Below are 20,532 nucleotides of genomic sequence, written 5' to 3'. Positions count from 1 at the left end.
TTAGAGGGCCTGTGAGGCTGCTATGAACGCGGCTGCCGAGACGTGAGCTTGGCCACCAATGGTGGCGTTGCCGCTGACGTCACTCCACGACGTGCCGGCCCTCCGGGCGTGCGCTGCACGAGGCGCGGAAGGCGCAGTGCGTGCAGTGCTGGCCCGTGGTCGGCGAGAAGCGTTCGTCCAGGACCTTGCCGGCCGCCGTGGCGAGCAGATCGCCCACCCACTCCCCCGAGAGCGGCTCCTGTGCCTGCACCTTGGGGAGGCTCTCGCCGCCGTCCTTCTTGGCGGCGCCCTGGCGCAGCTGCACCAGTTCCGCGCCGCCCGCTTCCGGGCGTACGCCGTCGAAGGCGTCGTCCACCGCGCCCTCGCGGAGGGCGAGTTGATAGACGGCGAGCTGGGGGTGGCGGGCCACCTCGGCGGCGCTCGGGGTCTGCTTGCCGGTCTTGAAGTCGACTACGTAGGCACGGCCTTCGGTGTCCTGCTCGACGCGGTCCATGGAGCCGCGCACGCGTACTTCGTAGGGGCCCGCTTCGAGGGTCACGTCGAAGTCGTGCTCACTGGCGACCGGGGTACGGCTCGCGCGGTCCATCACATGCCACTGGAGGAAGCGTTCGAGCGCCACGCGCGCGTGTTCCTTCTCCTGCGCCGACTTCCAGGGGGCGTCGAAGGCGAGGGAGTCCCAGACCGAGTCGAGGCGCTCCATGAGGACGGCGAGGTCGGCGGGGGTCCTGCCCGACGCGACCTCGTCGGCCAGGACGTGGACCACGTTGCCGAAGCCCTGGGCAGCGGTCGCCGGGGCGTCCGCCTTCACCTCGCGGCCCAGGAACCACTGCAGGGAACAGGTGTTGGCGAGCTGGTCCAGGGCGCTTCCGGAGAGGACGACGGGCTTGTCGCGGTCCCGCAGCGGGACCTCGCTCGCCGTCGGCTCGTACATGCCCCACCAGCGGTACGGGTGCGCCGACGGCACCAGGGGGCGTCCGTCGGCGTCGCTGAGCGCGGCGAGGCGGGCCAGGCGGTGCGCGGCGGCCTCCCTGAGGGTGTCCGAAACCCGGGGGTCGACCGTCGTGGCGCGCAGCTCCGCGACGAGCGCGGAGACCGACAGGGGGCGGCGCGGGCGGCCCGTCACGTCCTTGGGCTCGACGCCGAGTTCAGTGAGGAAGCGCGATGGCTGGTCGCCGTCGTCCGCGGGTGCCTTGACGGCGGTGACGACGAGGCGTTCACGCGCGCGCGTGGCGGCCACGTAGAACAACCGGCGCTCTTCGGAGAGGAGTGCTCCGGGGGTGAGGGGCTCGGCGAGGCCGTCGCTGCCGATGCGGTCGGCCTCCAGGAGAGAGCCGCGGCGGCGCAGGTCGGGCCAGAGGCCTTCCTGTACGCCGGCGACCACCACGAGCCTCCACTCGAGGCCCTTGGAGCGGTGCGCCGTCATCAGGCGTACGGCGTCGGGGCGTACGGCCCTGCGGTTGAGGGTGTCCGCGGCGATGTCCTGCGCCTCGGTCTCCTCCAGGAAGTTGAGGGCGCCGCGCCCTCCGGTGCGCTCCTCGGCGCGGGAGGCGTACGCGAACAGGGCGCAGACCGCGTCGAGATCGCGGTCCGCGTTGCGCCCGGCGGCCCCGCCGCGACGTGCGGCGCGCTCCAGGCGGCGCGGCCACGGAGTGCCGTCCCACAGCTCCCAGAGCGCCTCCTCCGCCGTGCCGCCGCCCGCGAGGCGCTCACGGGCCTTGCGGAGCAGCGCGCCGAGCCGCTGGGCGCCACGGGCGTACGCGGGATCGTGTGCGACGAGCCGCTCCGGCTCGGCGAGCGCGCGGGCAAGCAGCTCGTCCGAAGAAGGCGGCAGATGATTCCCCGCGGCGCGCTCCTCCTCGCGCAGCGCGCGGCCGAGCCGTCGGAGGTCGGCGGCGTCCATGCCGGCGAGGGGGGACGTGAGGAGGGTGAGCGCGGTCTCGGTGTCGAGCCAGGCGGGCGGAACGAATTCACTCCCCGCGTCAGCCGCCTCGGGGGCGCTTTCTTCGGAGAGACCCGCTTCGGAGAGACCTGCTTCGGAGACGCCCTCTTCGGAGACCCCCTCTTCAGAGGCACCTCCCACGGAGACATCCCCTCCAGAAGTGACCGCCTCCGCCACCACCCGCAGCGCCGTCAGCAGCGGCGTGACCGCCGGCTCGTGGCGCAGGGCGATGTCGTCGCCGTCTATGTCCAGGGGGACGCCCGCGGCGGTGAGGCTGCGGCGGACCCTGGGGATCGTGTGGGCGCCCGCGCGGACCAGGACCGCCATCTCGCCCCAGGGGACGCCGTCCTCCAAGTGTGCGCGGCGCAGGATGTCCGCGATGTTGTCGAGCTCCGCGCCGGACGTCGGATACGTGTACGCCTCGACCCGGCCGCCGTCCCGGACAGCGGCCAGCTCGCGGTGGGCCCGCACCTTCTCCGCCGGCAGCCTGGTCAGCGGCATACGGCGGGTGAGCAGCCGGGTGGCGTCGAGGAGACCGGCACCCGACCTGCGCGACGTGGTCAGGACCTCGACCGGCGCCGGGGTGCCGTCCGCGCGCGGGAAGTCGCCGGGGAACTCCAGGATGCCGTTCACGTCGGCGCCCCGGAACGTGTAGATCGACTGGTCCGGGTCCCCGAAGGCGACCAGCGAACGCCCACCGCCGGCCAGCGCGTCGAGCAGCCGCACCTGCGCGGGATCGGTGTCCTGGTACTCGTCCACGAAGACCGCGTCGTACTGCGCGGCAAGGGCCCGCGCGACCTCGGGGCGCCGCGCGAGCAGCACCGCGCGGTGCACCAGTTCCGCGTAGTCGAGCACACCCTGCATGTCGAGCACGTCCAGGTACTCGGCGAGGAACGCCGCCGCCGCGCCCCAGTCGGGCCGCCCCGCGCGGTGGGCGAACGCGTCCAGGGAGTCGGGCCCGAGGCCCAGCTCACGGCTGCGGGCGAGCACCGCGCGTACCTCGTCGGCGAAGCCCCGCGTCGTCAGGCAGGCGCGCAGTTCGTCCGGCCAGCGGACGCGGCCGATCCCCTCGGCCTCCAGGTCGATCTGGCCCGCAAGGAGCTCGCGCACGGCCACGTCCTGCTCGGGCCCTGAGAGGAGGCGGAGCGGCTCGACGAACAGATCGGCGTCCTGGTGGGCGCGGATCAGGGCGTAACAGAAGGAGTGGAAGGTCGTCGCCTGCGGGGCCTTCGCCGCCCCTATGCGCAGCGCCATGCGGTCGCGCAGCTCGACGGCGGCCTTGCGGCTGAAGGTGAGGACGAGGACCCGCTCCGGTTCCGTGCCCTTCGCGATCCGCGCGGCGACGGCCTCCACGAGCGTCGTCGTCTTGCCCGTACCGGGACCCGCGAGGACGAGCAGCGGTCCTCCGGAGTGGTCAACCACCGCGCGCTGGGGTGCGTCAAGACGAGGGGGATCCACGCGGACCGGCGGGGTACGCACCAGTCGATAGGCGCCCGGGGTCCCCTGTCGCACCGGGTGGTGCGGCAGGTGCCGGGTGTGCCGAGCTGATGAAGGGGAACTCACGTGGGTCGCCGGTCCTGGTGGGTCTGCTGGTCGAAACTGGTGGGTCTACTGGTCGAAAAACGGCTGCGCGATGACTGCGGGGTGAGAGAAATGCGTGCTGTCGACGCTACGCCAGCGGGCGTGCGGGACGTGCCGCTTCCCCCGTACGGGCCACCGGTCCCCCGTGCGGCCGCCCGATGGCGGAAGCTGTCAGGTGTGAGCCTGAGGAGCCTGCGGGCGATCGGCACCGCCGCCGCCCGCCGCGTCACCGCCGTCCCAGCGCGCCCGCCGCATGTCGAGCCGGGGCAGATGGCCCTCGGCCGCACGGCTCGCCTCGCGCAGGGGCGTGCCCTCCGCGCGGTAGTTGTCGAGCGCCCGCAGTTCATGGCCCGGCAGCAGCACACCGTCCGCGCGCACCACACGCCACCACGGAACCGCTCCTCCGTAGAGAGCCATCACCCGGCCGACCTGCCGGGGCCCTCCCTCCTCGAGCCACTCCGCCACGTCCCCGTAGGTCATCACCCGCCCCGGAGGGATCAGCTCCGCGACCTCGAGAACCCGCTCCGCATACTCTGGGTACTCCGGAAGCCCATGCTCCGCTCGGCTCTCCTCGCTCATCCGGACCATCCTGCCGTACCCCACCGACACCGTGACCGTCCCGCGACAGAGCGTGCAGTACGAGACAAACTGGCGCCCAGGGAACACTTCGCGCCCCCACATCGCACCCTGATGCCCCCCTCTGTCCGCCGGACATGCCACCATCGTGCGGGCGGTGACTGGTGATACGAGATCAAGAAGAGACGACGGAGCAGCAGGATGTGCACCCCGATGAGACGGTGGGCACCCCTGCGGCCGAGTCGCACCCGGACACCGGTGGGCACTCCCTGAACAAGAACGAGAAGCACGCGAAGCACCCGACGAACGCGGAAGAGCAGCCCGGCACCGAAGCAGAGGGCGCGCACGCCTTCGTCTCCGACGACTGCGCCGACGAGACGGAGCCGCACACCGACCGCGTCGCCGGTGACGAACCGCTGCTCGCCGCGCGCGTGCACCGTCCTTCGGACCTGATGCGGCTGCTCATCGGCATCCTCGCGATCGCCGTGCTCCTCGCCATCGCCGCGTTCGCGCACGGTACGACGTCGGGCCTCGCCCAGGACATCGACAAGGGCACGGAACAGGCTCCCGACGCGCTGATCAGGTTCGCGGGCCTCACCGCGAGCATCGGTGTCCTGCTCGTCCCCGTCGCGTTCGCGATCGAGCGCCTGGTCAAACGGGACGGGCTGCGCATCGCCGACGGTGTCCTCGCGGCCGTCCTGGCGCACGGCGTGACGCTCGCCACCGACCTCTGGGTCGCCAGGGCCGCCCCGGACTCCATCCAGGAGGCGCTGACCCGGCCGTCTCCCGGCGATCTGAACGCGCTCACCGATCCGGTGCACGGCTATCTCGCACCCGTAATCGCGTACATGACAGCGGTCGGGATGTCCCGCCGACCACGCTGGCGCGTGGTGCTGTGGGTGGTGCTGCTGCTCGACGCCTTCACCATGCTGGTCACCGGCTACACGACGCCGTTCTCGATCATCCTGACCGTGCTCCTCGGCTGGAGCGTCGCCTACGGAACGCTGTACGCGGTCGGCTCGCCGAACGTCAGGCCCACCGGCCAGACGCTCCTCGCCGGCCTGCGGCACGTCGGCTTCCACCCCGTGAGCGCGGCCCGCGAGGAGTCCCCGGACAGCGGGGAGCACGGCGACCGCGGCCGCCGCTACTTCGTCACCCTGGAGGACGGCCCGCCCCTGGACGTCACGGTCATCGACCGAGAGCAGCAGGCGCAGGGCTTCTTCTACCGCGTATGGCGCAGACTCACGCTGCGCGGCATCACCCAGCGCCGCAGCCTGCAGTCGCTGCGCCAGGCCCTGGAGCAGGAGGCGCTCCTCGCGTACGCGGCGATCTCGGCCGGGGCCGACGCGCCCAAGCTGATCGCCACCTCCGAGCTCGGCCCCGACGCGGTGATGCTCGTGTACGAGCACACGGGCGGCCGTTCTCTCGACTCGCTGCCGGACGACGCCATCACCGACGAGCTGCTGTGCGACACCTGGCGGCAGGTGCAGGCGCTGCAGTCGCGGCGGATCGCGCACCGCAGGCTCCAGGGCGACGCGATTCTGGTGGATCGTTCCGGCACGGTGATCTTGACGGACCTGCGGGGCGGTGAGATCGCCGCCGGTGATCTGGTCCTGCGGATGGACATCGCCCAGCTCCTGACCACCTTCGGGCTGCGGGTGGGCGCCGAGCGCGCGGTCGCGACCGCCCTGGATGTGCTCGGCCCCGACACGGTCGCCGACTGTCTGCCGCTGCTCCAGCCGATCGCCCTCACCCGCGCCACCCGCGGCACGCTGCGCAAGCGGGCCAGGGAGCGGTCACAGCGCGAGCGCGAGGCCGTCCTCGAAGCGTCCCGCAAGGAGAAGCTGGCCCGCAGCGAGGCCGCTCCGACGACCGCCGAAGCCGACGAGGCGGAGACCGCGGAGGGCGCGAAGAGCCCCGACCGCAAGGCGGTGCGCGCGGAGAAGCAGGCCGAGAAGCTGGCCATAGACGTGGCCCTGGAGCAGGCACGCGAGGAGGATCTGCTCACCCAGATCCGCCACCAGGTGCTGCTCATCCGGCCGCAGGCGCCCGTCGAGCCTGCTCAGCTCGAACGGATCAGGCCGCGCACGCTGATCAGTTTCATCGCCGGTGCCATCGGCGCGTACTTCCTGCTCTCGCAGCTCACGCAGGTCGACTTCGGCACGATCGTGGGCGAGGCCGAGTGGGGCTGGGTCGCGGTGGCCGTGGCCTGCTCGGCGCTGAGCTACTTGGCCGCGGCGATGAGCCTGCTCGGCTTCGTGCCGGAGCGGGTGCCGTTCCTGCGGACCGTGCAGGCGCAGGTCGCCGGGTCGTTCGTGAAGATCGTGGCGCCCGCCGCGGTGGGCGGCGTCGCGCTCAACACCCGCTTCCTGCAGCGCTCCGGGGTGCGTTCCGGTCTCGCGGTGGCGAGCGTCGGGGCCTCGCAGCTGTTCGGGCTCGGCTCGCACATCATGCTGCTGATGGTCTTCGGCTATCTGACCGGTACGGAGAAGACGCCGTCCCTGTCGCCTTCCCGCACCGTCATCGCCGGTCTGCTGTCGGTCGCGGTCCTGGTGCTCGTGGTGACCGCGATCCCGTTCCTGCGGAAATTCGTCGTCACGCGCGTGCGTTCGCTGTTCGCGGGCGTCGTGCCGCGCATGCTCGACGTACTGCAGCGCCCCCAGAAGCTGCTCACCGGCATCGGCGGCATGCTGCTGCTCACCCTGCTGTTCGTCCTGTGCCTGGACGCCTCGGTACGCGCCTTCAGCACCGCGGAGATGAAGCCGCTGACCCTGGCCAGCGTCGCCGTGGTCTTCCTCGCCGGCAACGCGCTCGGCTCGGCGGCGCCCACGCCCGGCGGCATCGGGGCGGTCGAGGCGACTCTCACCCTCGGGCTGGTCGCGGTGGGCGTGCCCAAGGACGTGGCGGCACCCGCGGTGCTGCTCTACCGGCTGCTCACGCTGTGGCTTCCGGTGCTTCCGGGGTGGCTGTACTTCAACCACCTGACAAGGAAGGGCCTTCTTTAGGAAGCGGCGCTCTTCTTGAGGAAGCTGCCCTCTTCTTAAGAGAGGCTGCCCTCTTCTTAAGAAGAGCGCCTGATCAGAGCGCCTGATCACGGAAGGCCGAGCCAGCCGTGCGCCCCGTCCGCGCCCCCCGCAGGATGGGAAGCATGCCCAACCTGAAGGCGCGTGCCGCTGTCCTGGCCGCCACCGTCGCCCTGCTGTCATCGACCGCCACGGCCTGCGGCGGCGACGACGCCAAGGACGAGGATCTGTCGGCCCAGAAGCTCAGCTGGAAGGACTGCCCCGCGCCCGACGCCTCCGAAGGCGGTGGTGAGGCCCCGTCGCCACTGCCCGGCGGCGCCGAGTGGCAGTGCGCCACCATGAAGGCCCCCCTCGACTGGGACAAGCCCAAGGGGGACACCCTCGACATCGCGCTGATCCGCGCGGCTGCCAGCGGCGAGCAGGACCGTCGGATCGGCTCGCTCGTCTTCAACTTCGGCGGCCCCGGCGGCTCGGGCATCACCACGCTGCCCGCCTTCGGACAGGACTACGCCAAGCTGCGCACCCGCTACGACCTGGTGAGCTTCGACCCGCGCGGCGTCGGCCGCAGCGCGGGCGTGAAGTGCGAGGACGACGAGCAGCTCGACGAGTACTTCCAGCAGGACTCCACGCCCGACGACGACGCGGAGCAGAAACAGCTCCTCGACAACGTGAAGGGCTTCAACGGCGGCTGCGAGAAGAACTCCGGCGAGGTGCTCCCCCACGTACGCACCACCGACGCGGCCCGCGACATGGACCTGATGCGGCAGGTGCTCGGCGACGACAAGCTGCACTACTTCGGCATCTCCTACGGCACCGAACTCGGCGGCGTCTACGCCCACTTGTTTCCGAAGAAGGTGGGCCGCGCCGTCTTCGACGCCGTCGTCGATCCCACCGAGACGGCGGAGCAGGGCTCGCTGGGCCAGGCCGAGGGCTTCCAGCTCGCGCTCGACAACTTCGCCGAGGACTGCACGTCGAAGGTCGAGGACTGCCCGGTCGGCGACACCGCGCAGGACGTGAAGGACCGGATCGCAAAGCTCCTGAAGGACCTGGACGCCAAGCCGCTGCCCGCCCTTCCGCCGCGCGAACTGACCCAGACCGCCGCCACCAACGGCATCGCCCAGTCGCTGTACTCCAAGGACTTCTGGCCGTATCTCACCGACGGCCTGGAGCAGGCGTACGACGGCGACGGCAGGATCCTGATGACGCTCTCCGACGCCATGAACGGCCGCAACCAGGACGGCTCGTACAGCAACATCCAGGCCGCCAACATCTCCATCAACTGCGCCGACGACAAGGCGCGTTACACCGCCGACTACGTCGAGGAGAAGCTCCCCGAGTTCCGTAAGGCCTCCCCGCTGTTCGGCGACTATCTGGCCTGGGGCATGGTCGGCTGCACCGACTGGGCGGTGCAGGGCGCCGCCGACCATCCGGACGTCAGCGCGTCGGACGCGCCGCCGATCGTCGTCATCGGCAACACGGGCGACCCCGCGACGCCGTACGAGGGCGCGAAGAAGATGGCTCAGGCGCTGGGCGAGGGCGTCGGTGTCGAGCTGACGTACAAGGGCCAGGGGCACGGGGCGTACGACAGCAAGAACAAGTGCGTACGGGACGCGGTGAACGGCTATCTGCTGGACGGCACCGTGCCGAAGGCGGGCACGGTCTGCGCATAAGCGGCACATAAGGGACCAAGCCCGCCAAGGGCACTGTCAGAAGCCCCGCCTACTATGGCTTGACTGTCTTCCAAGGGGGGAAGCGCTCCATGCCGCGTTTCGTACGGTCAGCAGCTCTGGCTGCCGCAGGGGTCCTGGTGGCGGGGCTCGCCGTCGGCTGCGGCGGTTCGTCGGACGGCGGCGAGGACGACGCCAAGCCGGCCCCGACCGGACCCGGGCAGGAGCCGAGGCCCGATCCCTCCTCTACGCTGCCCGCGACGATCAACGCCCAGAAGCTCGACTGGGGCGGCTGCAAGGCATCGGGCCAGGACCCCGCGCCCGGCTCCGAGTGGCAGTGCTCGACCCTCAAGGTCCCCATGGACTACGCGAAGCCGGACGGCGAGACGATCGACATCGCCCTGATACGCGCCCGGTCCACCGGCAAGGGCGAGCGCATCGGCTCACTCCTGTTCAACTTCGGCGGCCCCGGCGGCTCCGGCGTCTCCATGCTGCCGTCGTTCGCCGACTCGTACGACACGCTGCGCGAGCGGTACGACTTGGTGAGCTTCGACCCGCGTGGCGTCGCGGGCAGCGCGGGCGTGCGCTGCCGCAGCGACAAGGAGACGCAGGCCGCGGAGTCCGTCGACCTCACTCCGGACACCCCGGCCGAGGAAGCGGCGTACTTCAAGGACGCGGCCGACTTCGGTGCGGGCTGCGAGCGGAACTCGGGCAAGCTCCTCGGCCATGTCTCGACGGTCGAGGCGGCCCGCGACATGGATGTGATGCGCCAGGTCCTCGGCGACGAGAAGCTGCACTACATGGGTATCTCGTACGGCACCGAACTGGGCGGCACGTACGCGCACTTGTTCCCCAAGAAGGTGGGGCGCCTCACCCTGGACGCCGTCGTCGACCCGAGTGCGGATTCGGTGGGCCACGCCAAGAACCAGGCGCGGGGCTTCCAGCGCGCCCTGGAGAACTATCTGAAGTCGTCGGGCCAGGACCCGAAGGCGGGCTCGCAGAAGATAGTGCGCCTCCTGAAGCGCCTGGACGCCGAGCCGCTGCCCGGATCGGGCGACCGGAAGCTCACCCAGTCCCTGGCGCTCACCGGCATCACGGTCACGCTCTACAGCCGGCAGAGCTGGCCCGCCCTGACCCACGGCCTGGAGCAGGCCGAGAAGGGCGAAGGATCGGCGCTGCTGCAGCTGGCCGACGCCTACAACGAGCGGGACCCGTCCGGCCGTTACAGCACACAGAGCCACTCGCAGCGCTCCATCTCCTGCCGCGACGGCAAGGCGCGCCCGACGCCCGCGCAGGCGAAGGCGCAGCTCGCCGACTTCCGTGAGATATCGCCGGTCTTCGGCGAGTTCATGGGCTGGGACACGGCGGGCTGGTGCCATTCCTGGCCGGTGGCCGGGCTGCACGACTCCCCCGACGTCTCCGCCCCCGACGCGGACCCGATCCTGGTGGTCGGCAACACCGGAGATCCGGCGACGCCCTACGAGGGTGCGCAGAAGATGACCGACGAGCTCGGCAAGGGCACGGGCGTCATGCTGACCTGGAAGGGCGAGGGGCACGGGGCCTACGGGAGCGGCAGCGACTGCGTGGACGACGCGGTCGACGGCTACCTCCTGGACGGCAAGGTCCCGCAGAACGGCAAGGTCTGCGAGTCCTGAGACACCAGCCCACTCCAGCCCGTCCGGCGTTTGAGGACGAGCCGTTAAGGCGATGGGCCCCGCACCTCATAGGTGCGGGGCCCATCTCCGTTCAGGCACTACGCCTAGTAGACCGGCTTGTCGGGCTCGATCTGGTTGACCCACCCGATCACGCCGCCGCCCACATGCACCGCGTCCGCGAAGCCCGCGGACTTCAGTACGGCGAGGACTTCCGCGGACCGGACACCCGTCTTGCAGTGCAAGACGATCTTCTTGTCCTGCGGGAGGCTCTCCAGGGCGGTGCCCATGAGGAACTCGTTCTTGGGGATCAGCCTGGCGCCGGGGATCGAGACGATCTCGTACTCGTTCTGCTCGCGCACGTCGATGATCTCGATCTTCTCGTCCGCGTCGATCCACTCCTTGAGCTGCTTGGGAGTGATCGTCGAGCCGAGCGCCGCCTCCTGGGCCTCGTCGGACACGACGCCGCAGAAGGCCTCGTAGTCGATGAGCTCGGTGACGGTGGGGTTCTCGCCGCAGACCGCGCAGTCGGGGTCCTTGCGGACCTTGACCTGGCGGTACTGCATCTCCAAGGCGTCGTAGATCATCAGGCGGCCGACCAGCGGGTCGCCCACGCCGGCCAGGACCTTGATCGCCTCGGTGACCTGGATGGAGCCGATCGACGCGCAGAGCACGCCGAGCACGCCGCCCTCGGCGCAGGACGGGACCATGCCGGGCGGCGGGGGCTCCGGGTAGAGGCAGCGGTAGCACGGGCCGTGCTCGCTCCAGAAGACGGACGCCTGGCCGTCGAAGCGGTAGATCGAACCCCACACGTACGGCTTGTTGAGCAGCACGCACGCGTCGTTGACCAGGTAACGCGTGGCGAAGTTGTCCGTGCCGTCGACGATCAGGTCGTACTGGCTGAAGATGTCCATCACGTTCTCGGCCTCGAGCCGCTCTTCGTGGAGGATCACGTTCACGTACGGGTTGATGCCGAGGACGGAGTCCTTCGCGGACGCGGCCTTGGAGCGGCCGATGTCGGCCTGGCTGTGGATGATCTGGCGCTGCAGGTTCGACTCGTCGACCTCGTCGAACTCCACGATGCCGAGCGTGCCCACGCCCGCCGCGGCGAGGTACATCAGCGCCGGTGACCCGAGGCCGCCGGCGCCGACACACAGCACCTTGGCGTTCTTCAGCCGCTTCTGCCCGTCCATCCCGACGTCGGGGATGATCAGGTGGCGGGAGTACCTGCGAACCTCGTCGACGGTGAGCTCAGATGCTGGCTCGACCAGGGGTGGCAGCGACACGGGGACTCCGTTGGTCGGTATTTCGGAACGGTTGTTCTGCGGTTAACACTGCCACGGCCTTCTTCATTCCGAGACACCCGTTCCGATACGCGAGACGATTTCGTCCCAGTACGCGGGCATGGACTCCCACGGGTCGTTCGGGCCGCCCCGCTCTATGTGGTCGGTGAAGTAGATCGTCGAGGCCCCCTGCCAGCGCGCGATGCGCATGGCCTCGTCGAGATGGCCGCGCGGCATGCCGTGCACGAAGTGGCAGAAGCGCTCGGGCGGGTAGTCGGCGGTCCACTCGGCCACCTGGGACCAGCGGTAGTCGCTCCAGGGGCCGGAGAAGGTCACCAATTGGTCGGCGGATTCGGCGTATCCGGGATAGGGATGGGTGCCGTGCCCGAGGACGATGTGCGCGTCGTCGCAGAGCGCGCGCAGGGTGGTGACCGTCCGGCGCACCTCGGGAAGCGCGGCGCGCTCGGTGGGGCAGCGGTCGAGGGAGAAGCCGTCGACCTGGTACCAGTCGAGGTAGCGGTGCGCGTCCGAGATCATCTCGCCGAAGGGGCGGGCGCCGTAGGTCGCGTCGAGGTGACCGAGAACACGGACGCCCGCGTTCCGCAGCCGCCCCGCCGCTTCCAGGCAGTGCGGGTCGGGCCGGTCCCCCGGGCCGCCCGCCACGTTCAGGACGACCCAGTGCAGAGGGGTGCCAGGACGGGTGAGTTCGGACCATTCGGCGGGCGCGACGAGCGGGTGGGCGAAGCCCGGGACGCCGAAGCCGAGTCGTACGTCCGTGTGCGCGGTGCCCGTGGCTGTGCTGGTCAGATGCGGCATGCCGCCTCCATCCAGATGTCGGCGAGTGACTCTTCGAGGTTGATCCGGGGGCGCCAGCCGAGGCGGTCGCGCGCGGTGCGCACATCCGCCTGCTGCCAGCTGCCGCAGCCGTCCGGGTAGGGGTAGGCGGCCGGGCCCCCGTGGTCGGATTCGGAGCGGGGGTGCCCGATGGATTGCCGCAGGGGCCCTTGGTCGAGCTCGTGCAGGGCTCCGCCGTACCCCGCGACGCGCGCCAGGACGGCGGCCGCGTCACGCAGACGTACGGCTCGGCCGGCGCCGATGTTCACGATCCCCTGGGCGGCGGAGAGCGAGGCGGCGTGCACGGCGCGCGCCACATCGCGTACGTCGATGAAGTCCCGCTGCACGCCGAGCCCCCCGAGCTTCAGCTCGCCGTCGCCGGACTGCATGGCCCGCCGCATGGCCTCGGCGAGCCGCCCGAGCGGTGATCCGGCGGGGGTGCCGGGCCCCGCAGGCGAGAACACCCGAAGGACGACGGCGTCGAGCCCCGCCCCCAGCACGAGCTCGGTGGCGGCGAGCTTGCTGACCCCGTAGGGCCCACCGGGCCTCGGCACGGCGTCCTCGGCGGTCGAGGAGCCCGGCTGGCTCGGCCCGTACTCGGCGCCGCAGCCCAGCTGCACGAGCCGCGCCCCGCAGCCGCTGCGGCGCAGGGCCTCGCAGATGGTGGCGACGGCCACCGTGTTGTGCCGGGTCAGCTCGCGGGCGCCGCCGCGGGTGGCGCCCGCGCAGTTGATGACGACTCCGGGGTGCACGGCGTCCAGGAAACGGGTGAGCGCGCCGGGGCTGCCGCTCGCGAGGTCGAACCGTACGTCCGAGTCGTCGCCGCGCCCGAGCGCGGTGAGCTGCACGGCCGGGTCGGCGAGCAGCCGGTCGGCGACGAAACGGCCGAGGTATCCATTGGCTCCGATCAGCAGCACCCTCATCGGGCGGCTCCCGGGTCGGATTCTCGGATGCTGAGGGTGCTCATCTGGGGTTCTCCTTCAGGGGGTTGCCGTTTGTCACGGGGTAAGGCCCGCGTTGTCACGGGGTAAGGCCCGCGGTGTCGGCCCCGCGGGAGAGAGAGTTCTGGGGTGGGAACGGCGCTCCGCTGCCGGGCGTCCGTCGGATGGCACCCTCACGGCGCCCCATAGGAATGCGCGGAGGCACGGGTCAGGGTCCGGCCGCAGTGCAGCAGCAGCACGAGCACCGCGGCCCCGCAGGCGACCAGCGGGACCACCCCGGGCCCCCACGCGTCGACCGCGCCCTCCACCGGTACGGCCACCCACTCGACCCCCGGCAGCCGCCCCGCGAACACGGAGGCGACGGCCCCCGCCTCCGCGACGCCCGCGGCCCCCAGCATCAGCAGCGGCGCCCGAGTGAAGCCGTACGAAGAAAGCAGCCAGGCCAGCAACAGCAGCACCCCGAGCGCCCCGGCCCCGACGCCCGCCCCGCCGCCCGCAGGGACCACCGCGGCGGACACCGCGAGCAGCACCCCCAGCGCACAGCCGAAGAGCAGGACGACGCCCAGGAGCAACGGCCGTGCGGAGGAGGTGAATTCGTCGAGCCCCCGACTGGTGGAGAGCCGCCCTCGCGCCCGCACGGCGAACAGCCGGGCGCACCAGACCGCGGGCGCGACAGCGAGCGAGAGCCCCAGGGCGGTGGCCGTCGAAGCCGCCCACGACCCGTCGGGCCCGCCCGAGACGGCGCCCCGCAGCAGCCCGTCACCGAGAACCCCGTACGCGACCAACCAGCACACCCACGCGCGCGTGGCCGGCGGCGCGTGGCGCACGCCACCCGAAAGACCGGCTCCCGGGCCCGGCGTCCCGTACCGAAGCGCGACCCGCAGCGCCACAGCCACGGCGAGCGCCCCGCCGAGCCCCACCGCGAGCCGCGCACGCCCCTCGGTCAGCTCGGCCCCGGCGACAGCGAGCCCGCACACCGCTCCCGGCAGCAGCGCGAGCAGCGCCCACCCGGCGGAGGCACCGGGCGTTCCCGGCGAGGGCTGCACCACGGGGAGGTTCCGTTCGTCGTCGTCGCGGGGCACGCGCGCGTACATCTCCTCGGCGAGCGCGAAGACATCCCGGTGCCGGAACCGCACGGCGGTCCGGTCGGTCACCCCGTGCGCCTCGAGCCCCGCAGCGATCTCCAGCGGGTCGACGGCGCGCTCGCACAGCTCACGGTGCCGGTGCATCAGCGCCTTCACGGGGTCGACGGCGCCGCGGCGCGGGGGACGAACACCCCCCGCAGCACCTGGAGCGCCCGAAGGACCTGTACTGGAGCCGCCACCGGCCGCCCGCCAAGCCACAGGCTCCCCCACGATCGCCTCCGACTCCCCGAACGCCTCCGCCGCCAGATCCGCCGAGCGGGCGTCCCACCCGGCGGCGCCCTCCGGGGCTCTCGGCGCGTCCACCTTCTGCTGCCGCGTCATACGCCCGCCCCTCTCAACTGCCCCTGCCCCTCGACGTCTTGAGCCACGGGCACAGCCGCGGTCGGCTCCGGCACCGCCCAGCTGGGCACGCCAGGAACACGCGCGTCCGCAGCCCCGCCGTCCACAGCCCCGCCCCCCGCGGCCCACCGCCCCGGCACATACGCCTCCGCCGGATTGCCGAACGGCACCGGCTCGCCCGCGTCGTCGACCGCGTCCCTGTGCACCGGGCAGTGCGAGACGATCTCCAGGTAAATGCCGCGAAACGCCTCGACGTTCTGCTCCACGGTGAACAGTTCGAGCGCCCGCGCACGCGCCGCCGCGCCGAGCCGCTCGCGCCGCCCGGGGTCCCGCAGGAGGGCCACGCACGCCTCGGCGAGCGCCCGCGGATTGCGCGGCGGCACCACGAGCCCGGTGCCGCCGATGACCTCGACGACCGCGCCGACGTCCGTCGAGACCGTCGCGCGCCCGCAGAACATCGCCTCGACCAGGCTGATCGGAAAGCCCTCGACGACGCTGGAGAGGACGACGACGCTCCCCGCCTCGTACGCGTCCGCGAGCTCGGGCGTCGCGGGCGCCCCGATCTCCTCGAAGGACACGGGGTTGTCGCCGACGGCGTGCACGCCCTCCGCCTCGTCGGGGAAGAGCTGCGCGGCGAGCACCCCGCAGTGCGCGAGATACGCGGCCGCCTCCGGCCCTTCCGCGGGTGCCCCGACGATCCGCAGCCGCGCCTTCGGCTCCTCCTTGCGGATCTCCGCGAAGGCGTGAAGGAGCGAGATCAGGTCCTTGGCGGGTTCGATGCGCCCGACCCAGAGGAGGGTGTCGGGGTCCCCGGGGTCCTCCCGCTCGCCGACCTCCGCGAAGCGGGACACCTCCATGCCCGGGTAGACCGTCCGCAGCTTCGACCGCTCGGCGCCGCACCGCTCCTGCCAGCGCCGCGCGTGCGTGTTGCCCGGCGTGACGATCGCGGCCTGGCGGTACACCTCGGCCGCGAGCCGCCCGTGGAAGGAGGTGAGCAGCGCCCGCGCCGGCGCGCTCGGCGCCTCGTCGCCCGCCGCCAGGTAGTGCGCCCGCAGCTGCACGCCGTACTCGGTGACCAGGAGCGGCACTCCGGAGAAGTGCTTGGCGAGGAGTCCGGGGAGCGCCGCGGGGCCGCCGGACGTGGCGTGGCAGAGGTCCACCGCGCCCAGGTCGTCGTCCGCGTACCAGTCGAGGGAGAGGGGCCGCAGCGCGCGCTCGACGAGGGACGCCACCGTGAGCAGATCGGGCACCCGCGCGGTGCGCGCGGCCCGCAGCGCGCCCGGTGCGCGGCAGGCGACCTCCAGGGCGCGCACGGCCGCCTCGGAGCGCAGCGCGCCGACCAGACCGCCTTCGTCGCGGGCGAGTTCGGCGAGGCCGTACAGGGCGCTGCCGAAACGGTCCGCCAACTCGTCCGAGTCCTCGGCGCCGCCCGGCGCCCCGGAGCGGCAGATCACCGCGGCCAGCTCCCCGAAGGACTCGGCGAACCGCCGCCGGGCCCGCCGTCCGTACCCCGCGCCGAGGGCGACGCCGTCGTCGACGGTCCACAGCGGCGCCGTCCGCACCCTGCTGACCTGGGGCGGCAGCTCGATCCAGCCCCGCGCCTCCTGCCGCTCGCTGCGGCTGAGGGCGTAGATGTCGAATTCGTGCTGCCCGAGCCCGCGCACGAGCCGGTCGCACCAGAGCCTGGCCTCACCGCTCACATACGGATAGCCACCCTCCGTAAGCAGTCCGATGCGCACGCGTACACCCCCGATCTCCCATCTGGGGAGCCACCGTTGGCTCGGCGGCTCGCAGCGGGACGAACGTATGCGGACATGACGGTGGCGTGATGGACGGTTGTCCATCACGCCACCAAAAGGGGTGAACGGCCGTAACTTTCCCGTGCCGGTAGCGTTCTGTCGCGCTAGGGCACGCCGAAAGCGCTTCTCAGCTACGGAGAGTCATGCTGCGGCCAGCTCCCTGCGGGCCGTGCGGCGGCGCGCCGCCGCGTCCGGATCGAGTGCGGGGACGGCCGCCAACAGCTGTCTGGTGTACGCCTCCTGGGGCGCGCCGTACACCGCGTCGACGGTGCCGGACTCGACGATGCGCCCCTGCCGCATGACCGCGACCCGGTCGCTGACCTGGCGTACGACCGCCAGATCGTGCGCGATGAAGACCAGCGCGAGCCCCAGTTCTCGCTGCAACTCGGCGAGCAGGGCCGTCACTTGGGCCTGGGTCGTCACGTCGAGCGCCGACACCGGCTCGTCGCACACGATGATCCGCGGCTCGGCGGCGAGGGCCCGCGCGATGCCGACGCGCTGCCGCTGGCCGCCGCTGAACTCGTGCGGATAGCGCCCGTAGTGCGCCGGATCGAGGCCGACGCGCGCCATCAGGTCCCGTACGCGATCGCGCACCGAGGTCTCATCGCGCCCGCCCCGCGCGCGCAGCGGATCGGCGATGGACTCCCCCACGCCGCGCCGCGGGTTGAGCGAGGAGACGGGGTCCTGGAAGACCATCTGCACATCGGGCCGTACGCCATGACCTGCGGAGCCCGCGTGGCGGATCTCCCCGGCCGTCGGTTCGAGGAGCCCGACCAGCATCCGCCCGAGCGTCGTCTTGCCGCTGCCGCTCTCGCCCACGACCCCGAGCGTCTCGCCCCTGCGGACCGTGAGCGAGACCCCGTCGACGGCGGCGAGCGCCCGCTTGCCGCGCCCGAACTCCCGCCGCAGACCGACCGCTTCGAGTACGACGTCGCCCTCCGCGCGGGAGACTTCCGCGCGGGAGACCTCCGAGCGCGGCGCGTCGACGCGAGGCACCGCCCCCAGCAGCTCCCGCGTGTACGGCTGCGCGGGCGCCCCGAGCACCTCCCGCACGGGCCCGTGCTCGACGGCCCGCCCGTGCCGCATGACCAGGACGTCGTCGACGCTCTCCGCCGCGACGCCCACGTCATGGGTGACCAGGAGCAGCCCCATCCCCGTCTCGGCCCGCAGCGAGTGCAGCAGGTCGAGAATCTGGGCCTGCACGGTGACGTCCAGGGCGGTCGTCGGCTCATCGGCGACCAGAAGCCGGGGCTCGCAGGCCAACGCCATGGCGATGAGCGCCCGTTGGCGCATGCCCCCGCTGAACTCGTGCGGCCGGGAGCGCGCCCTGCGCGGCGCGTCCGCGATGCCCACCCGGTCGAGGACGTCGACGGCACGCGCGCGTGCCGCCCGCCGCGAGGCTCCCGTGTGGACGCGGTACACCTCGGCGATCTGGTCGCCCACCGCGTAGTACGGGTCGAGGGACGACAGCGGGTCCTGGAAGACCATCGCCGCCTTTCCGCCCCGCAGCCGCCGCAGCTCCTCATCGGACGCTTCTTGTACGTCGATGCCGCCGACCCGCACCGTGCCGCCGACGTCCGCTCCGGTGCCCCGGTGCAGCCCAAGCAGCGCGGAGGCCACCGTGCTCTTGCCGGACCCCGACTCGCCGACGAGGCCGAGCGCGGCGCCCTCGGCGAGCGTGAAGGAGAGCCGGTCCACGGCTCGCGTGTCCCCGAAGTCGACCACCAGGTCCGTCACTTGAACCAGGCTCATGACAGGACCACCCTCCGGTCGGCCACCGCATACAGGACGTCCGCGACGGCATTGGCGAGCACCACGAAGAAGCCGGTCACCAGGACCATGCCGACCACGACCGGCAGATCGACGACGCGGACCGCGTGCACGAGTTCGCGCCCCATGCCGGGCAGACCGAAGAGCGTCTCGCTGAGCACGGCGCCGCCGAACAGCGTCCCGAAGTCGTTGGCGCTCAGCGCGATGACCGGAGCGACCGCGCCCCGCAGCGCATGCCTGCCGATGATCGAGCGCTCCCCGACGCCGTACGCGCGGAAGGTCCGCACATGGTCGTCGGCGAGAGTCTCCAGCATCGAGGCGCGGGTCAGGCGCGCGTACTTGGCGGCCTCGATCAGCGCGAGGGAGAGCCAGGGAAGCAGCAGGTTCCACGCCCACTGCTGAGGGTCGTCGGTGAACGCGACGTACTGCGGGAAGGGCAGCCAGCCCAGCTGGCCGCAGACCACGATCATCAGCAGCAGACCGATGACGAAGACGGGCGTGGCCATGCCGGCGAGCGTGACGGCGGTCAGGACGCGCTCGGTGACGCGCCCGCGCCGCCAGGCGGAGAGCACACCCGTGCCGACCCCGAGGATCAGCCACATCACCATGGCGCCGAGCGCGAGCGACCCGGTGACCGGCAGCTTCGTCAGGATCAGCTGGGTGACCTGCTGGTCGCTCTGGTAGGAGAGCCCGAGGCAGGGGGCGTCGCAGTGCTCGACGCTCGTGCCGGTCGAGTAGTCCTGGCCGACGAGGATCCCCTGCAGGAAGTCCCAGTAGCGGACGTACACCGGGTCGTCGAGCCGCAACTGCTCGGAGACCTGCGCCACTTGGCCCGGTGAGCAGCGCGGACCGCAGGTGATCTGCGCGACGTCGCCGGGAGCGACGTAGAAGACGGCATAGATGATCACGGAGATGGCGAACAGCGTGACGACGGCGCCCACCGAGCGCCGCAGCAGAAAGCCGGTCATGCCTTGCCCTCCCGCTTCCGCCCGGTCCCGATCCGCAGCCGCGACGCGGCGCGCGGGTCGAGCGCGGTCCGCACCCCGTCCCCCAGGACGGTCAGCGCGAGCACGGTCACGAACAGCGCCCCCGCCGGAAGCAGCAGATACTGCGGCGCGGCTTGGTACCAGATGTCGGCCGAGGTCAGCATCTGCCCCCAGGACGCGGTCGGCGGTTTCACGCCGACGCCGAGGAAGGAGAGCGCGGCCTCCACCGTGATGTTCATCGGGACGAGCAGCGCCGCGTACGTGATGACGGGGGCGGCGAGCCCGGGGAGGAGTTCGCGGCGCGCGATGCGCCAGGTGCTCCAGCCGCTGAGCCGGGCGGCGGCCACGTAGTCGAGCTCCTTCAGGGTGATGGTCTGCGCGCGCACGATCTTGGCCGTGCTGCCCCAGGCGACGAGCCCGATGACCAGGGCGACCAGGACGGGGCGCGGGAAGCCGCTCGGCACGATCGCCATCAGGGCGAGCGAGAGGACCATCAGCGGCATGGAGACGATGACGTCGGTGGCGCGGCTGAGCACCTGGTCGACCCAGCGGTTGCCGAGCCCGGCCGCGATGCCGACGCCGACGCCGAGCAGCACCTGCACCACCGTCGCGCCGAGTGCGACGCCGAGGGAGACCCGGGCCCCGTACACGAGACGGGCGAACAGGTCGCGCCCGGTCTGCGGTTCGACGCCGAGCCAGTGCTCGGCGCTGATCCCGCCGAACGAGCCGATCGGCACACCGCCGCGGCCGGAGTCGATGAGGTCGGGGTGGTACGTACTGGGATCCTGGCCCTCGATGGCGGTGAGCAGCGGCGCGGCGAGCGCGACCAGGACGAGCAGCGCGACGACGGCCGCCGCGACGAGGGCGGCACGCTGCGCACGCAGCCGCCGCCAGAACTGACGGGTACCGGAAGCCGGGGCGGGCGCCTGCGCACCCGTCCCCGCCTCCAAGGCCAACAGGGCCTCGCTCATGGTGAGTTGACCGATCTCATGGTGAC

The 20,532-nt window shown here is 72.0% G+C and carries 13 protein-coding genes; 3 read left to right on the top strand and 10 right to left on the bottom strand.

Annotated features, from left to right (window positions below; all coding sequences use genetic code 11):
* Window positions 1–79: 79 nt before the first annotated feature.
* On the bottom strand, window positions 80–3,502 hold the full coding sequence (locus tag OG453_RS24415; RefSeq protein WP_266870603.1) for an ATP-dependent DNA helicase: 3,423 nt from the start codon (window positions 3,500–3,502) through the stop codon (window positions 80–82).
* Window positions 3,503–3,691: 189 nt separating this feature from the next.
* A complete protein-coding gene (locus tag OG453_RS24410) occupies window positions 3,692–4,099 on the bottom strand; it encodes an MGMT family protein (RefSeq protein WP_323178665.1) in 408 nt (135 codons plus the stop codon).
* A 161-nt stretch (window positions 4,100–4,260) separates the two neighbouring features.
* On the opposite strand from OG453_RS24410, the gene OG453_RS24405 reads away from it, so the two are divergent.
* From OG453_RS24405 to OG453_RS24395, 3 genes are all read left to right on the top strand, one after another.
* Window positions 4,261–7,101, top strand: a complete 2,841-nt coding sequence (locus OG453_RS24405) for a lysylphosphatidylglycerol synthase transmembrane domain-containing protein (protein ID WP_266870601.1) — start codon at window positions 4,261–4,263, stop codon at window positions 7,099–7,101.
* A 143-nt stretch (window positions 7,102–7,244) separates the two neighbouring features.
* Window positions 7,245–8,789, top strand: a complete 1,545-nt coding sequence (locus OG453_RS24400; protein ID WP_266870600.1) for an alpha/beta hydrolase — start codon at window positions 7,245–7,247, stop codon at window positions 8,787–8,789.
* Between the two features lie 89 nt (window positions 8,790–8,878).
* Window positions 8,879–10,441, top strand: coding sequence for an alpha/beta hydrolase (locus tag OG453_RS24395; RefSeq protein WP_266870598.1), 1,563 nt, complete (start codon window positions 8,879–8,881; stop codon window positions 10,439–10,441).
* Between the two features lie 104 nt (window positions 10,442–10,545).
* Here the strand turns inward: OG453_RS24395 and moeZ are convergent, their stop codons facing one another.
* The 8 genes from moeZ to OG453_RS24355 form a co-directional block, all read right to left on the bottom strand.
* Entirely contained in the window at window positions 10,546–11,724 is a 1,179-nt protein-coding gene (gene moeZ / locus OG453_RS24390) for an adenylyltransferase/sulfurtransferase MoeZ (RefSeq protein ID WP_266870597.1), read from the bottom strand.
* A 63-nt stretch (window positions 11,725–11,787) separates the two neighbouring features.
* Window positions 11,788–12,537: a spherulation-specific family 4 protein gene (locus tag OG453_RS24385; protein WP_266870596.1), complete on the bottom strand. Its 750-nt coding sequence runs from the start codon at window positions 12,535–12,537 to the stop codon at window positions 11,788–11,790.
* Window positions 12,525–13,478, bottom strand: a complete 954-nt coding sequence (locus OG453_RS24380; protein ID WP_266870595.1) for an NAD(P)-dependent oxidoreductase — start codon at window positions 13,476–13,478, stop codon at window positions 12,525–12,527. Before OG453_RS24380 ends, OG453_RS24385 begins: the two co-directional genes overlap by 13 nt.
* Window positions 13,479–13,669: 191 nt before the next feature.
* Window positions 13,670–14,962, bottom strand: a complete 1,293-nt coding sequence (locus OG453_RS24375) for a hypothetical protein (protein WP_266870594.1) — start codon at window positions 14,960–14,962, stop codon at window positions 13,670–13,672.
* The gene (locus OG453_RS24370; protein WP_266870593.1) at window positions 14,959–16,719 is read right to left on the bottom strand and encodes a DUF3492 domain-containing protein; all 1,761 of its coding nucleotides are present in this window, start codon (window positions 16,717–16,719) and stop codon (window positions 14,959–14,961) included. Before OG453_RS24370 ends, OG453_RS24375 begins: the two co-directional genes overlap by 4 nt.
* A gap of 201 nt (window positions 16,720–16,920) precedes the next feature.
* Window positions 16,921–18,531: an ABC transporter ATP-binding protein gene (locus OG453_RS24365; RefSeq protein WP_266870592.1), complete on the bottom strand. Its 1,611-nt coding sequence runs from the start codon at window positions 18,529–18,531 to the stop codon at window positions 16,921–16,923.
* Window positions 18,528–19,517, bottom strand: a complete 990-nt coding sequence (locus tag OG453_RS24360) for an ABC transporter permease (protein WP_266870590.1) — start codon at window positions 19,515–19,517, stop codon at window positions 18,528–18,530. Before OG453_RS24360 ends, OG453_RS24365 begins: the two co-directional genes overlap by 4 nt.
* Window positions 19,514–20,506 (bottom strand): ABC transporter permease, encoded by a 993-nt coding sequence (locus tag OG453_RS24355; RefSeq protein WP_266870589.1) that lies wholly within the window; start codon window positions 20,504–20,506, stop codon window positions 19,514–19,516. The genes OG453_RS24360 and OG453_RS24355 overlap by 4 nt, the downstream gene beginning before the upstream one ends.
* Between the last annotated feature and the right edge of the window lie 26 nt (window positions 20,507–20,532).

This window comes from Streptomyces sp. NBC_01381 (assembly GCF_026340305.1).
In the GTDB taxonomy this organism is placed as follows: Bacteria; Actinomycetota; Actinomycetes; order Streptomycetales; family Streptomycetaceae; genus Streptomyces.
Note: the sequence above shows the minus strand (reverse complement) of the source record. Positions and strands in the feature narration are given on the sequence as shown.